Raw genomic sequence first — 14,193 nt, forward strand, 5'->3', positions numbered from 1 at the left:
CGCGTCCCCTCCGGCTACAGGGAAGGACGGCCCACCCCCCATGCCCGCTGATCTCGCCGTCATCGGCCTCGGCCACCACGGACTCCCGCTCGCCCAGGCCGCCACCGCCGCAGGTGTCAACACCATCGGCTACGACACCGACCCACGCCCCGTCGCCGAACTCGCCGCCGGCCGGTCCCCGGTCGACGGCTCGCTCACCGCGCCGGAGATCCGCCGGATGCTCGCGGGCGGCTTCCGGCCCACCACGAACACCGCCGAACTCGGCCGCGTCCGCACCGCCGTCCTCTGCACGCCGACCCCCCTCGGCCCCGACCGCACCCTCGACCTCACCGCCGTCACCGAAGCCGCCCGCGCCCTCGCCACCCGGCTCCGCCCGCACACCACCGTCCTCCTGGAGTCCCCCGTCCCCCCGGGCACCACGGAGGGCCTCCTCCGCGAGGTCCTCGAAGCGGGCTCGGGGCTCCGCGCCGGCCGCGACTTCCACCTCGCGTACTCCCCCGGCCGCCTCGACCCCGGCAACCGCACCCACGGCTTCGCCGGCACCCCCAAGGTCATCGGCGGCCTCACCCCGGCCTGCACGGAGTCCGCCGCCGCCTTCTACGGCCGGCTCACCGACAAGGTGGTACGCGCGCGTGGCCCGCGCGAAGCCGAGACGGTCAAGCTCCTGGAGACCAACTTCCGGCACGTCAACATCGCCCTCGTCAACGAGATGGCGGTCCTCTGCCACGAACTCGGCGTCGACCTCTGGGACGTCATCCGCTGCGCCGAGACCAAGCCCTTCGGCTTCCAGGCCTTCCGCCCCGGCCCCGGTGTCGGCGGCCACGGCGCCCCCGTCGACACCATCGGCACCCACCGCCCGCTCCGCCTCGTCGAACTCGCCGGCCAGGTCAACGAACGCATGCCCCAGTACGTCGTCCAGCGCGCCGCCACCCTCCTCAACGAGCACGGCAAATCGGCCCGCGGCGCCCGGATCCTGCTGCTCGGCATCACGTACAAGCCCGATCTCCCGGACCGTCAGGGCTCCCCCGCCGACGAGATCGCCCGCCGCCTCATGGACCTGGGCGCGGCCGTCAGCTACCACGACCCCCACGTCCCCGACTGGCGCGTCCGCGAACTCCCCGTCCCCCGCGCGGACTCCCTCTACGAGGCCGCCGCCCACGCGGACCTGACGGTACTGCTCCAGCACCACCGCACGTACGACCTCCAGGGCCTCTCGGTGAAGGCCCAGCTCCTCCTCGACACCCGCGGCGCCACCCCCGGCGGCGCGGCCCACCGCCTCTGACCCACGAGCACCTCACGCGAAACCCCTGGGGCACCGTCACAGCGGGCTGCTAACCTCCGGGACCTCCTGTTCGCACATCCGTGCGTCCACGTCCCTGGGGGTATCCACAGCATGAGCCAGCCCGTTCCGCCGCCGTCCGGCAACCCGTTCGCCAACGGCGGCGCACCCGAGCCGTACCCGATGGCACCGCCGCCCGCGCCCGCCCGTGACAACGTCGGGCTCGGACTGGTGGCCGCCCTGGTCGCGGCGCTCGTCGCGGGTGGGATCTACGGCGCCGTGATCGGCGGCGTCGAGCGGGAGATCGGCTGGGCCGCCATCGGCGTCGGCTTCGTCACCGGCCTCGCCGCCGGCAAGGTCGGCGGCCGCAACCCCGTCCTGCCCGTCGTCAGCGCGGCGCTCTCCGTCGGTGCCGTCTACCTCGGCCAGCTCCTCGGCATCGCGATCCTGGTCGCGAAGCAGCTGAACGTCTCTGCCACGGACGTCGTCCTGGAGGAGTTCGGTGTGCTGACGCAGGCCTGGAGCGAGGGCAAGGACGCCATGACGTTCCTCTTCCTCGGCCTCGCCGCCTTCGCCGCCTTCACCGGCGCCCGCAAGGCCTCCTCCTGACGGAGACAGCGCGAAGGGGCCCCGCACCACCCGGTGCGGGGCCCCTCCTTGTGCGTACGGCGGGTCAGCGCTTGTGCTGGGCGTCCGCGACCGTGACCTCGACGCGCTGGAACTCCTTGAGCTCCGTGTAGCCCGTCGTGGCCATCGCCCGGCGCAGGGCGCCGAAGAAGTTCATCGAGCCGTCCGGGATGTGCGACGGGCCCGCGAGGATCTCCTCGGTGGTGCCGACGATGCCCAGGTCGACCAGCTTGCCGCGCGGCACGTCCTCGTGGACGGCCTCCATGCCCCAGTGGTGGCCCTTGCCGGGCGCGTCCGTGGCGCGGGCCAGCGGGGAGCCCATCATGACGGCGTCGGCGCCGCAGGCGATCGCCTTCGGCAGGTCGCCGGACCAGCCGACACCGCCGTCGGCGATGACGTGCACGTACCGGCCGCCGGACTCGTCCATGTAGTCGCGGCGGGCCGCGGCCACGTCGGCGACCGCGGTCGCCATCGGGACCTGGATGCCCAGCACGTTGCGCGTGGTGTGCGCCGCGCCGCCGCCGAAGCCGACGAGGACACCCGCCGCGCCGGTGCGCATCAGGTGCAGGGCCGCGGTGTACGTGGCGCAGCCGCCGACGATGACCGGGACGTCGAGCTCGTAGATGAACTGCTTCAGGTTCAGCGGCTCGGACGCGCCCGAGACATGCTCGGCGGAGACCGTCGTGCCGCGGATGACGAAGATGTCCACGCCGGCGTCGACGACGGCCTTGGAGAACTGCGCGGTGCGCTGCGGGGAGAGCGCGGCGGCGGTCACGACACCGGAGTCACGCACCTCCTTGATGCGCTGCCCGATCAGCTCCTCCTTGATGGGGGCGGAGTAGATCTCCTGCAGACGGCGGGTCGCGGTGGCCTCGTCCAGCTCCGCGATCTCGTCGAGCAGCGGCTGCGGGTCCTCGTACCGGGTCCAGAGACCCTCGAGGTTCAGGACGCCGAGGCCGCCCAGCTCGCCGATGCGGATGGCGGTCTGCGGCGACACGACCGAGTCCATGGGAGCGGCCAGGAACGGCAGCTCGAAGCGGTAGGCGTCGATCTGCCAGGCGATCGAGACCTCCTTCGGGTCCCGGGTGCGCCGGCTCGGGACGACGGCGATGTCGTCGAACGCGTACGCCCTGCGGCCGCGCTTGCCGCGCCCGATCTCGATCTCAGTCACGATGTGTGGCCTTTCCCTCTACGTCTGCGCCTACCAGTATCCCCGACACAAGCGTGGGGGGCGGCTCCGGCCACATGCCGGAACCGCCCCCACGCGTCGCGCTGTGTTACTTCCTGCTGTAGTTCGGCGCCTCGACCGTCATCTGGATGTCGTGCGGGTGGCTCTCCTTGAGGCCCGCGGAAGTGATCCGGACGAAGCGGCCCTTCGTCTCCATCTCCTCGATGGTGGCGGCGCCCACATAGCCCATCGTCTGGCGGAGACCGCCGACGAGCTGGTGCAGGACGTTGGCCAGGGGGCCGCGGTAGGGCACCTGGCCCTCGATGCCCTCGGGGACCAGCTTGTCGTCCGAGGCCACCTCGGCCTGGAAGTAGCGGTCCTTCGAGTACGACCGGCCCTGGCCGCGGGACTGCATCGCGCCGAGCGAGCCCATGCCACGGTACGACTTGAACTGCTTGCCGTTGATGAACTGCAGCTCGCCCGGGGACTCCTCGCACCCGGCGAGCAGGCTGCCCAGCATGACCGTGTCGGCGCCGGCGGCGAGCGCCTTGCCGATGTCGCCGGAGTACTGCAGGCCGCCGTCGCCGATGACCGGGACGCCGGCCGCGCGGGCGGCGAGGGCCGCCTCGTAGATCGCGGTGACCTGCGGGACGCCGATGCCGGCGACCACGCGCGTGGTGCAGATGGAGCCGGGGCCCACGCCGACCTTGACGCCGTCGACACCGGCGTCGATCAGGGCCTGCGCGCCGTCACGCGTCGCGACGTTGCCGCCGATGACGTCGACGCCGACGCTGGACTTGATCTTCGCCATCCAGTTCAGGGCGTTGCTGTTGTGGCCGTGGGACGTGTCGACGATGAGGAAGTCGACGCCCGCGGCGGCCAGGCCCTGCGCGCGCTCCAGCGCCTCGGGGCTGGCACCGACGGCCGCGCCGACGAGCAGCCGGCCCTCGGCGTCCTTGGCCGCGTGCGGGTACTTCTCGGCCTTGACGAAGTCCTTGACCGTGATGAGGCCCTTGAGGATGCCGGACTCGTCGACGAGCGGCAGCTTCTCGATCTTGTGGCGGCGCAGCAGCTCCATGGCGTCCAGGCCGGAGATGCCGACCTTGCCCGTGACCAGCGGCATCGGGGTCATGACCTCGCGCACCTGGCGGCTGCGGTCCGACTCGAAGGCCATGTCGCGGTTGGTGACGATGCCGAGCAGCTTGCCCGCCGGGTCGGTCACCGGGACGCCGCTGATGCGGAACTTGGCGCACAGCGCGTCGGCCTCGGCCAGCGTGGCGTCCGGGTGGACGGTGATCGGGTCGGTCACCATGCCGGACTCGGAGCGCTTCACGAGGTCGACCTGGTTGACCTGGTCCTCGATCGACAGGTTGCGGTGCAGGACGCCCACGCCACCCTGCCGCGCCATGGCGATGGCCATGCGGGACTCGGTGACCTTGTCCATCGCCGCGGACAGCAGCGGGATGTTCACGCGGACGTTGCGGGAGATGCGGGACGAGGTGTCGACCGCGTTCGGGAGGACGTCGGACGCGCCCGGCAGCAGCAGCACGTCGTCGTAGGTCAGCCCGAGTGTCGCGAATTTCTCGGGCACTCCGTCGACGTTTGCAGTCATGACACCTTCCCCAAATGGCCTTGATCGGTGCGGATGTCCATGCTAACGGGCTGGAGCCGTGTCTCATTCCACGATCAAGATCAGCCGCAAGCTTTGGACGTTCACACGTGTACGAAAGGGCCAACAGACCCCGACGAGGCTTACTGCTCGGCCAGCGCGCGAAGCCGGCTGAGCGCGCGGTGCTGTGCGACGCGGACGGCCCCCGGGGACATGCCGAGCATCTGCCCGGTCTCCTCGGCGGTCAGCCCGACGGCGACCCGCAGCACGAGCAGCTCGCGCTGGTTCTCCGGGAGGTTGGCGAGCAGCTTCTTGGCCCACTCGGCGTCGTCGCTGAGCAGCGCGCGCTCCTCGGGACCGAGGGAGTCGTCTGGCCGCTCCGGCATCTCGTCGGACGGCACGGCCGTGGACCCCGGGTGCCGCATGGCGGCCCGCTGCAGGTCGGCGACCTTGTGTCCGGCGATGGCGAAGACGAAGGCCTCGAAGGGCCTGCCCGTGTCCTTGTAGCGCGGCAGGGCCATCAGGACGGCGACGCAGACCTCCTGGGCCAGGTCCTCCACGAAGTGGCGGGCGTCCCCCGGCAGCCGGTTCAGGCGCGCGCGGCAGTACCGCAGGGCGAGCGGGTGCACCCGCGCCAACAGGTCGTGCGTGGCCTGGGCGTCGCCCTCGACCGCGCGGAGTACGAGCGCGCCGATCTCCCCCTGCCCGGCAGGCATGGGGGAACCCACGGTCTCGTCGTCGCGCATCGCTCCATGGTGCCCCGACGCTTCTGCGTTCGCGGCACCGCGTCCGTAGTTGTGCACCGAAGCGTTATGAGCAGGTGCGCCGGTACTCATCTCCCGCGCCCTCCCCTCCCGCTCGACCGACTCGTCCCCGAGGAACTCCACATCTCAAGGATGCGGCATTCCGCGGGGAAGTGACACAAGCCCACCCCGTCCACCCCGCGACGGGCGCGGACGAGGACGGGGATACGGCCGGTGACCTGCGACTCAGCGCACCAGGCCCCAGCGGAAACCCAGCGCGACCGCGTGCGCCCGGTCCGAGGCGCCCAGCTTCTTGAAGAGGCGCCTGGCGTGCGTCTTGACCGTGTCCTCGGAGAGGAAGAGCTCGCGCCCGATCTCCGCGTTGGACCGGCCGTGGCTCATGCCTTCGAGGACCTGGATCTCGCGCGCGGTGAGCGTGGGCGCGGCGCCCATCTCGGCCGAACGGAGCCGGCGCGGGGCGAGCCGCCAGGTCGGGTCGGCGAGCGCCTGGGTGACGGTGGCCCGCAGTTCGGCGCGCGAGGCGTCCTTGTGCAGATAGCCACGGGCACCCGCGGCGACCGCGAGGGCGACGCCGTCGAGGTCCTCCGCGACCGTGAGCATGATGATCCGGGCGCCGGGGTCCGCGGAGAGCAGCCTGCGGACGGTCTCCACGCCACCCAGACCGGGCATGCGTACGTCCATCAGAATCAGGTCCGAGCGGTCCGCGCCCCAGCGGCGGAGGACTTCCTCGCCGTTGGCCGCGGTGGTCACACGCTCGACGCCGGGCACGGTCGCGACCGCGCGGCGGAGCGCCTCTCGAGCAAGCGGGGAGTCATCGCAGACGAGGACGGATGTCATGACTGACCTCCGTGGCTCTCGCAGCTGTTGCGCGTCACCTTGAGCCTCCAGGGCTGGTACGTAATCGTCACCTGTGCGATTGACGCTCTCGGACACCTGCCCGATCGCTTGTTCCTTCAACCGCCTCCGCACACTCAACGACGGTCACTCGAAAGAGTTACGGGTCGGACGGCAGCCTTCGGCACTCTACGTGAGGAGCCGTAAGCGGAGGAGAGCGACGCGGCCTATCTGCCCATCATCGAAAGCTATGCCCCATTTAGCGGGTTTTCTTCCCTTTTCGCAGTGTCTGTGGCTAGATTCGCAATGAGTCATATTTACATCTACTTCGACAGTAGTTGTACTAGCCCGACCCGCGGGGCCCAGGAGAGCCCCGGACGATCAGCCATCCACCCGCCCACCTATCCGTTCGACACGGTTTCAAGGGGACTAGCGCAATGGCAGATTTCTCCCGCCTTCCCGGACCCAACGCCGATCTGTGGGACTGGCAACTCCTCGCGGCCTGCCGCGGGGTGGACAGCTCCCTGTTCTTCCACCCCGAGGGAGAGCGCGGCGCGGCACGGAGTGCGCGCGAGAACTCGGCGAAAGAGGTCTGCATGCGGTGCCCGGTACGCGCGGAGTGCGCGGCACACGCACTCGCCGTGCGGGAGCCCTACGGCGTATGGGGCGGCCTCACCGAGGACGAACGCGAAGAGCTCATGGGACGCGCCCGGAACCGCCTGATCGCGGCGGCGCCGACGCCCGCGCCCGTCACCACCGTGACACCCATGACGTCCATGACGACACCTGATGTGAAGGAACGTTTCTTCAGCGAGCGTTGAGCCAGCGACGGAACAACGGACGACCGCGCCCACGCGCGCGTCGCGCGGTACCTACGCGCGCGTGGCGGCGCGGGTCAGCTCGGTGAGCGTGGCCGCGACGGCCGGGACCTGGGCCAGGTCCGGCAGGGTCAGGGCCACGATCTCCCGCTCCACGGCGGGCTCCACGGTCACGGTCCGCGCCCCCTTGGGGCGTACGGACTCGATGGCGAGCTCGGGCAGGACGGCGACGCCGAGACCCGCGCCGACCAGGCCCACCACGGCCGGGTAGTCGTCGGTGGCGAAGTCGATGCGCGGGGTGAAGCCCGCCTCCTCGCACACGTCCACGAGCTGGCGACGGCAGCGCGGGCAGCCCGCGATCCAGGACTCCTCCGCGAGCTCGGCGATGCCGACCGAGCCGGCCTCGGCGAGCCGGTGCCCCTCGGGCACGAGGCCCACGAGCCGGTCCGCGAGCAGCGGACGGACGACGAGGTCGTCCCATTCGGCCTGCCCCGCCCCGTACCGGAAGGCGAGGGCCACGTCGCAATCGCCCTCCCTGAGCATCTCGATCGAGCGCGGGGGCTCCGCCTCGACGAGGGAGACCCGGGTGCCGGGGTGCGCGGCGCGCAGGGCGGCGAGCGCGGTGGGGACGAGGGTGGAGCTGCCGCTGGGGAACGAGACCAGGCGGACGCGGCCCGCCCGGAGTCCGGCGATGGCGGCGACCTCCTCCTCGGCGGCCGTGAGCCCCGCGAGGATGCCGGAGGCGTGGCGCACCAGGACCTCGCCGGCCTGGGTGAGGCGCATCTCGCGGCCCGTACGGATCAGCAGCGGGGTGCCGGCGGAGCTTTCGAGCGCCTTCATCTGCTGACTGACGGCGGGCTGGGTGCAGCCGAGTTCGCGCGCGGCGGCCGAGAAGGAGCCGGTGGCGGCGACGGCGCGCAGGACGCGGAGATGGCGTGCCTCGATCATACGGTCAAGCATAAGGGAGTCTTGGAAGAAGCGGCGAATGCATAGCGCTTCCTTTGAGGGGGTGTCCCCGGGAGGTGCCCGCTCAAGGTGCCTGCCCGAGGTGCCTGTCCAAGGTGCCTGCATAGGGTGCCCGTATGACCTTGTTGAGCGTGAATGCGGGCCGGGCCCGGCCGGCGGAGTACACCGAGTCCGCGTCGAAGAAGACGGCCATCGACAAGCGGCCCGTCGACGGGCCCGTACGGATCGAGGCTCCGGGGGCGCCGGGTGTCGGGGGCAGCGGGGTGGCCGGGGACGAGGTCTGCGACCTGCGGTTCCACGGGGGAAACGACCGGGCCGCGTACGCCTTCGCCCGTGAGGACCTGGACCTGTGGGAGCGGGAGCTGGGACGTGAGCTGGCCAACGGCTCCTTCGGCGAGAACCTCACGACGCTCGGCCTCGACGTGAACGGGGCCCTGATCGGGGAGCGGTGGCGGATCGGCGAGGAGGTCGTCCTGGAGGTGACCGGCGGGCGCATCCCGTGCCGGACGTTCGCGGGCTTCCTGGAGGAGAAGGGCTGGGTGAAGCGGTTCACGCAGTCGGCGGCCGGACCCGGCGCGCTGCTGCGGGTGATCGTGCCGGGCGAGGTGCGGGCGGGCGACCCGATCACGGTCGTGCACCGGCCGGACCACGAGGTCACCGTCGCGCTGCTGCACCGCGCGGCGACCGCCGAACGCACGCTGCTGCCCGGCACCTTGGCCGCCGCGGAGTGGATGGAGTCGGGGCTGCTCGCACTCGCGCGCCAGTACGCGGAGAAGTACGGCCGGGCGGGGCACTAACGTGCCGGTATGACGACTGCACTGATTACGGGCGCCACCGCGGGCATCGGTGCCGCCTTCGCACGGAGGCTGGCGGCGGACGGTCACGACGTGGTGCTGGTGGCCCGGGACGTGAAGCGGCTCCGGGAGCAGGCCACCGAACTCCACGACCGGCACGGCGTGGAGGCCGAGGTCCTCGCGGCGGACCTGTCCGAGGAGAAGGGCATCGCGGCCGTCGAGGCGCGGCTCTCGGACCCGAGGCAGCCGGTCGACGTACTCGTGAACAACGCCGGCTTCGGCAACAAGGGCCGGTTCCTGGAAGTCTCCATGGCCGACGAGTTGAAGATGCTGACGGTGCACTGCGAGGCGGTGCTGCGGCTGACCTCGGCCGCGGCCGGCTCGATGAAGGAGCGCGGCCGCGGCGCGGTGGTGAACGTCGCCTCGGTGGCGGCCTTCGTGCCCCGTGGGACCTACGGGGCGTCGAAGGCCTGGGTCGTGCAGTTCACCCAGGGCGCGGCGCGGGACCTCGCGGGCAGCGGGGTGCGGCTGATGGCGCTCTGCCCCGGCTTCGTGCGGACGGAGTTCCACGAGCGGGCCGGGATGGGGACGGACAACATCCCGGGATGGATGTGGCTCGACGCGGACAAGCTGGTGACGGCGGCGCTCGGGGACCTGGAGCGGGGGAAGACGCTGTCGATCCCCGACCCCCGCTACAAGGCCCTGATGGGTGTGGTGAAGCTGGCGCCGCGCGGCCTGCTCGGCGGTGTCTCCTCCAAGGCGGGCCGCAAGTACGGACCGAAGTAGCGCCCGTATCCGCTTAGTTCAGGGCATCGAGGTCCAGTCGTGCGGTGGTGCCGTTCTGCCACGTCACGTGGAGGGTGTGGCCGGCGACCCGGACGTCCGCGAGCGTGGATACGGGGGCGGGGGCGGGTTCGGCGGTGAGCGAGGCGAGGGCGACGAAGAGGGTGGCCGGGCCGGTCGTCGCGCCATGGAGGGTCAGGGTGCGGGTCCCGGGACCCTGGAGGGTTTCCCCGGTGGGGAGTTCGCCGGCCGGCGTGTTCTCCGGGTAGCCGTGGACCGGGTGGAGTTCGGCGCGCGGGCCTTCCGGAGTCGTGGCCCAGCCCGTCTGCCGTACGGGGGTCCCCTCCGGGGCGCCGAGCACGAGGTGGGCGCGGACCTCGGCGCGGCCGTGGGCGAGGGTCGCCGAGAGGATCCGGATGCCGGGGCGGGGGGCGTGCAGGGAGGCCGCCCAGTTCTCGCCCGTGCCCGCCGGCGCGGCGGGGCCGCGTGTGGTGGCCCGGCCGTCCGCCGTGAGCAGGGCGAAGTGGTTGTCGGCTGAGGCCGGGGCGGTGCTGGGGCCGGTGCGGGTGGAGTAGGCGTGGCGGGCGTAGCCGGGGTCGTCCTCTTCGCCCGGTGCGCTGTGGACGTGGTTGCTGCCGTGGTTGTGGAGGCGCACGAGCCCGTCGGCGGCGGTCGTCTGGACGAGCAGCCCGGCGGGGGCGAAGGGGCGGACGGTGTCGGTCCGTTCGGCGGGGAGGGGTTCCTCGGGGTCGGTCCAGGCGGGGTGGTCCGCGGGCAGGAGGAGGCCGAGGAAGCCCTTGGACGCCCAGTAGGGGGAGCCGGGGCCCGAGTAGTCCTGGACGAGGGGCGGGTAGGGGCCGTGCCAGCCGAGGGTGAGGAGTCCGTTCGCGTCGGTGGCGCCGCGGTCGAGGAAGTGGCGCAGGGTGCCGGAGGCGAGGCGGCGGGTGGCACCGGGGGTGAGCGGCGTGTGGCCGGTGAGGGTGCCGAGCCAGGGGGCGGCTGCCGCGGCGAAGCGGTAGATCAGGGAGCGCCCGTACGGGAGAGGGGCGCCGTTCGCGTCGAAGAGATGGACGTGGTCGTCGAGGTGGCGGCGCAGGCGGGGGCCGTAGCGGTCGAGGAGGGTCCGGTCGCCGGCGAGGTGGGCGTGGAGGACGGGGTAGAAGTGGAGGGCCCAGGCGTTGTAGTGGTCGAAGGCGCGGTTGTCGCCGTCGCTGTACCAGCCGTCGCCGAGGTACCAGTCCTCGATGCGGGCGAGGGAGCGGTCGACGGTGGCGGCGGCCCGGTCGGTCTCGATGCCGGTGTCCTGGAGGAAGCCGGCGACGGTGAGGCCGAAGAGCCACCAGTTGTTGTCGACGGGGGACGGCCGGAGGGCGGGGCGGAGCCAGTCGACGACGCGTCCGCGGGTGCGGTCGTCGAGGCGGTCCCAGAGCCAGGGGCGGGTGAGGCGGAGGCCGAGGGCGACCGAGGCGGCCTCGACGACCGCCTGGCGGGTCCCGGTGGTGAGGGGCCAGGAGTCGGGGTCGTCGGTGCCGGGCTCCGCCGTCCCCGCCGCGAGGCCTTCGGCGTACCGGGCGAGGTGGCCGTGGAGGTCCTCCCCCTGGCTTCCCGCGACGCGGAGGGCTGCGAGGAGGAAGGTGCGGGCCCAGCCCTCCAGGCCGTCGGAGCGGGCGCCGGACCAGCTGGGGCGGGGTCCGGGGAGGTCGATCAGGGCGCCGCGGGGGGAGGCGTACGGGCGGACGGCCCCGAGGAGGCGGTCGGCCGTGGTCTCCCAGTGGGCACGGGTCCAGCCGGTGTACGAGCTGAGCTCACGGTTCTCGGGCGGCGTGGGCATGATGCTCCCTGAGGGCTCCCTGGGTGACGTCTGCGTCGCCGGGAATCCTGAACAGGCTTCGATCGAACGTCAAGAGAATCGGAGCGAATGATCGAAACTCCTACCGTTCGATCATTTCTGGACTAGAGTCGAGAGAACCGGTCCAGGGACCATCACCACCGCGAGGGGGAACCGCACCGTGCGCGAGAGTGCCGCCGAACGACACGACCGACTGCTGGCCCTGGTCCGCGAGCGCGGCACCGCCCGTGTCGCCGAACTGGCCGAGCGGCTCGGGGTCTCCCCCGTCACCGCCCGCCGGGACGTCGAGGCGCTGGCCGCACGGGGCCTGCTCGACCGGGTGCACGGCCAGGTGTCGTGGCCCGGCGGCCAGGGCGCCCCGGGCGCGGGACGGCCCGGCGAGGGCCTGGTCCTCGGTCTGCTCGCGCCCTCCGCCACGTACTACTTCGCCGAGGTCATCCGGGGTGCGCACGAGGCGGCGGCCCGGGCCGGCGCCCGGCTGGTGCTGCGCGTGTCGGACTACCGGCCGGAGGAGGACCGCGCCCGCACGGAGGGCCTGCTCGCGGCGGGCGCGGAGGGCGTCCTGGTCGCACCCGGCTGGCGCGGGCCCGAGGACCGGCTCGCCTACGGGGACTGGCTGGCCGAACTCCCCGTGCCGGCCGTGCTCCTGGAGCGCAGGGCCGAGCCCGGCAGTCCGCTCGACGGCCTGGACCGGGTCGTCTCCGACCACGGCCACGGCGTCCTGCTCGCCCTGCGCCACCTGATCGGACTCGGCCGCGCGACGCCGCTGCTGGTGGCCCGCGGGGACTCCCCGACCGCGCTCGCGGTGCGCGCCGGGTACGCCGAGGCGCTGCGGACGCTGGGCCTTGAGGAGCCCCGGCCGGTCATCGAGTCCGTACCTGCCGAGGCGGACCCGGAGGGCTTCGAGCGGGCCGTGCGGGCGCTGTACGAGGCGGTCCGCTCGGGTCTCGCGGGCGCGGCGCTCGTCCACAACGACGTGGACGCGATCGAGATCGTGCAGCGCCTGGCCGAGCTGGGCGTACGGGTGCCGCAGGACCTGGCCCTGATCGCGTACGACGACGAGGTCGCGGCCCTCGCCGACACCCCGCTGACGGCGGTCGCCCCGCCCAAGCGGCAGGTGGGGCGGTATGCGGCGGAGCTGCTCGTGGAGCGGCTCACCGAGAGCGCGGCGGGCGCCGAGGGGGACACGGGGTCCGGCGAGGAGGCACCGCGGCGGCATCTGAGCCTGCTGCCGAGGCTGCGGGTGCGGGACTCGTGCGGGGTGCGCCCCTCCCTCTCCGTCTGATCATTTTTCGATCAATCAATCTTTCGCTCTTGACTTCGGTCATGAACGGTCACAGGATCACGGCCACAACCTCCCCGCCGCCCTCAGGAGTCGTGCCGTGAGCCTCAGTCGGAGCAGAACGTCCTGTGTCATAGTCGGCACCGCCACCGCCCTCGCCGTTCTCACGGCCTGCGGCGGCAGCGGTGAAGACTCCGCGAACAAGCCCACCGGGCCCGTGACCATCACCTTCTGGGGCTGGGCCAAGGGCTCCAAGGACGTCGTGGACGCCTTCAACTCCTCCCACACCGACATCCAGGTGAAGTTCGAGGAGATCCCCTCCGGCACCGCCGGCGGCTACGCCAAGATCTCCAACGCCGTGAAGGCGGGCAACGCCCCCGACCTGGTCTCCATCGAGTACTCCTCGCTCCCCGAGTTCGTGAGCTCCGGAGCCCTCCAGGACATCGGCGACCAGTTCACCGAGGCCGACCGGGCCAAGCTGCTCCCGCAGTCCGTCGAGCTCACCACCCTCGGCGGCAAGTCCTGGGCCGTCCCCTTCGACGCCGCCCCGCAGGCCTTCTTCTACCGCAAGGACCTCTTCGCCAAGTACAAGGTCCAGGCCCCGGCCACCTGGGACGAGTTCAGGAAGGCCGCCGCGCAGGTCAAGAAGGCCGACGCCAAGGCCCGTATCGCCACCTTCTTCCCCGACGACCCGACCACCTTCGAGGCGATGGCCTGGCAGGCCGGCGCCCAGTGGTTCAAGGCCGAGAACGACACCTGGAAGATCGACACGACCGACGCCGCCACCACGAAGGTCGCCGCCTACTGGCAGGGCCTCCTCGACGACGGTCTCGTCCACAAGAACGCCTCCTTCAGCCCCGAGTGGACCGGCTCCCTCAAGAACGGCACCACCATCGGCTACCTCGGCGCCTCCTGGGGCGCCGGCGTCCTCAAGGGCACCCTGCCCGAGCAGAGCGGCAAGTGGGCCGTGGCGCCCATGCCCAGCTGGGACGGCAAGCCCGCCAGCGGCATGCTCGGCGGCACCTCCTTCGCCGTCACCAAGGACAGCAAGCAGAAGGCCGCGGCCGTCACCTTCGCCGAGTGGATGTCCACCACCGAGGAGGGTGTGAAGGCCCGCATCGCCTCCGGCACCTCCTCCGCCTTCCCCGCCGCCGCGGCCCTGCGCCCCGTCGCCAAGAAGGCCTTCGACGCGAGCTATTACGGCGGCCAGGACATCTACGCCCTCTTCGAGGCCTCCGGCGCCTCCATCAACCCCAACTGGGCCTGGGGCCCGACCACCGGCACCACCAACACCACGATCAAGGACCACTTCGGCAAGATCACCCAGGGCGGCCCGGGCATCGAGGAGGCCGTCAAGGCCGGGCACGACGCCACCGTCGCCGAACTCACCAAGCGCGGCCTGAAGGTCGAGGGCTGACCG

Annotated in this window: 13 protein-coding genes; 7 read left to right on the forward strand and 6 right to left on the reverse strand. The window is 72.1% G+C overall.

Features of this window, described 5'->3' with window-relative positions:
* The first annotated feature begins 40 nt into the window (after positions 1 to 40).
* Together DEJ46_RS15280 and DEJ46_RS15285 are read left to right on the forward strand one after the other, a co-directional pair.
* Entirely contained in the window at positions 41 to 1,282 is a 1,242-nt protein-coding gene (locus DEJ46_RS15280) for a nucleotide sugar dehydrogenase (protein ID WP_150266927.1), read from the forward strand.
* A gap of 111 nt (positions 1,283 to 1,393) precedes the next feature.
* Positions 1,394 to 1,888 carry a hypothetical protein gene (locus DEJ46_RS15285; RefSeq protein ID WP_150266929.1) on the forward strand — a complete coding sequence of 165 codons (495 nt, stop codon included), beginning with the start codon at positions 1,394 to 1,396 and terminating at the stop codon, positions 1,886 to 1,888.
* A gap of 64 nt (positions 1,889 to 1,952) precedes the next feature.
* Here DEJ46_RS15285 and DEJ46_RS15290 read toward each other — a convergent pair whose 3' ends face one another.
* From DEJ46_RS15290 to DEJ46_RS15305, 4 genes are all read right to left on the reverse strand, one after another.
* Positions 1,953 to 3,077 (reverse strand): GuaB3 family IMP dehydrogenase-related protein, encoded by a 1,125-nt coding sequence (locus DEJ46_RS15290; protein ID WP_150266931.1) that lies wholly within the window; start codon positions 3,075 to 3,077, stop codon positions 1,953 to 1,955.
* Positions 3,078 to 3,183: 106 nt separating this feature from the next.
* Positions 3,184 to 4,686: an IMP dehydrogenase gene (gene guaB, locus DEJ46_RS15295; RefSeq protein ID WP_150266932.1), complete on the reverse strand. Its 1,503-nt coding sequence runs from the start codon at positions 4,684 to 4,686 to the stop codon at positions 3,184 to 3,186.
* 140 nt (positions 4,687 to 4,826) lie between these two features.
* Positions 4,827 to 5,429, reverse strand: coding sequence for a sigma-70 family RNA polymerase sigma factor (locus DEJ46_RS15300; RefSeq protein WP_317852179.1), 603 nt, complete (start codon positions 5,427 to 5,429; stop codon positions 4,827 to 4,829).
* Between the two features lie 243 nt (positions 5,430 to 5,672).
* The gene (locus DEJ46_RS15305) at positions 5,673 to 6,284 is read right to left on the reverse strand and encodes a response regulator transcription factor (protein WP_003948568.1); all 612 of its coding nucleotides are present in this window, start codon (positions 6,282 to 6,284) and stop codon (positions 5,673 to 5,675) included.
* 434 nt (positions 6,285 to 6,718) lie between these two features.
* Between DEJ46_RS15305 and DEJ46_RS15310 the strand changes: the two genes are divergently transcribed.
* Entirely contained in the window at positions 6,719 to 7,102 is a 384-nt protein-coding gene (locus DEJ46_RS15310) for a WhiB family transcriptional regulator (protein WP_150266934.1), read from the forward strand.
* A gap of 51 nt (positions 7,103 to 7,153) precedes the next feature.
* Here DEJ46_RS15310 and DEJ46_RS15315 read toward each other — a convergent pair whose 3' ends face one another.
* Complete coding sequence (locus DEJ46_RS15315) at positions 7,154 to 8,047, reverse strand: LysR family transcriptional regulator (RefSeq protein WP_150266935.1); 894 nt, start codon at positions 8,045 to 8,047, stop codon at positions 7,154 to 7,156.
* Positions 8,048 to 8,181: 134 nt separating this feature from the next.
* On the opposite strand from DEJ46_RS15315, the gene DEJ46_RS15320 reads away from it, so the two are divergent.
* Positions 8,182 to 8,862 (forward strand): MOSC domain-containing protein, encoded by a 681-nt coding sequence (locus DEJ46_RS15320; protein ID WP_150266937.1) that lies wholly within the window; start codon positions 8,182 to 8,184, stop codon positions 8,860 to 8,862.
* A gap of 9 nt (positions 8,863 to 8,871) precedes the next feature.
* Entirely contained in the window at positions 8,872 to 9,645 is a 774-nt protein-coding gene (locus DEJ46_RS15325; RefSeq protein WP_150266939.1) for an SDR family NAD(P)-dependent oxidoreductase, read from the forward strand.
* A gap of 13 nt (positions 9,646 to 9,658) precedes the next feature.
* Here the strand turns inward: DEJ46_RS15325 and DEJ46_RS15330 are convergent, their stop codons facing one another.
* Positions 9,659 to 11,473: a DUF2264 domain-containing protein gene (locus DEJ46_RS15330; RefSeq protein WP_150266941.1), complete on the reverse strand. Its 1,815-nt coding sequence runs from the start codon at positions 11,471 to 11,473 to the stop codon at positions 9,659 to 9,661.
* Between the two features lie 178 nt (positions 11,474 to 11,651).
* Between DEJ46_RS15330 and DEJ46_RS15335 the strand changes: the two genes are divergently transcribed.
* Positions 11,652 to 12,776: a substrate-binding domain-containing protein gene (locus DEJ46_RS15335; RefSeq protein WP_150266943.1), complete on the forward strand. Its 1,125-nt coding sequence runs from the start codon at positions 11,652 to 11,654 to the stop codon at positions 12,774 to 12,776.
* Between the two features lie 97 nt (positions 12,777 to 12,873).
* Positions 12,874 to 14,190, forward strand: coding sequence for an ABC transporter substrate-binding protein (locus DEJ46_RS15340; RefSeq protein WP_150266945.1), 1,317 nt, complete (start codon positions 12,874 to 12,876; stop codon positions 14,188 to 14,190).
* The last annotated feature ends 3 nt before the right edge of the window (positions 14,191 to 14,193 follow it).

The organism is Streptomyces venezuelae (assembly GCF_008642375.1).
GTDB classification, from domain to species: domain Bacteria; phylum Actinomycetota; class Actinomycetes; order Streptomycetales; family Streptomycetaceae; genus Streptomyces; species Streptomyces venezuelae_G.

What these genes read in the sequence shown, in the direction of transcription:
- DEJ46_RS15280 (WP_150266927.1), top strand. Translation starts at nt 41, where the DNA reads ATGCCCGCTGATCTCGCCGTCATCGGCCTCGGCCACCACGGACTCCCG.
- DEJ46_RS15285 (WP_150266929.1), top strand. Translation starts at nt 1,394, where the DNA reads ATGAGCCAGCCCGTTCCGCCGCCGTCCGGCAACCCGTTCGCCAACGGC.
- guaB (WP_150266932.1), bottom strand. Translation starts at nt 4,686, where the DNA reads ATGACTGCAAACGTCGACGGAGTGCCCGAGAAATTCGCGACACTCGGG.
- DEJ46_RS15300 (WP_317852179.1), bottom strand. Translation starts at nt 5,429, where the DNA reads ATGCGCGACGACGAGACCGTGGGTTCCCCCATGCCTGCCGGGCAGGGG.
- DEJ46_RS15305 (WP_003948568.1), bottom strand. Translation starts at nt 6,284, where the DNA reads ATGACATCCGTCCTCGTCTGCGATGACTCCCCGCTTGCTCGAGAGGCG.
- DEJ46_RS15310 (WP_150266934.1), top strand. Translation starts at nt 6,719, where the DNA reads ATGGCAGATTTCTCCCGCCTTCCCGGACCCAACGCCGATCTGTGGGAC.
- DEJ46_RS15315 (WP_150266935.1), bottom strand. Translation starts at nt 8,047, where the DNA reads ATGATCGAGGCACGCCATCTCCGCGTCCTGCGCGCCGTCGCCGCCACC.
- DEJ46_RS15320 (WP_150266937.1), top strand. Translation starts at nt 8,182, where the DNA reads ATGACCTTGTTGAGCGTGAATGCGGGCCGGGCCCGGCCGGCGGAGTAC.
- DEJ46_RS15325 (WP_150266939.1), top strand. Translation starts at nt 8,872, where the DNA reads ATGACGACTGCACTGATTACGGGCGCCACCGCGGGCATCGGTGCCGCC.
- DEJ46_RS15330 (WP_150266941.1), bottom strand. Translation starts at nt 11,473, where the DNA reads ATGCCCACGCCGCCCGAGAACCGTGAGCTCAGCTCGTACACCGGCTGG.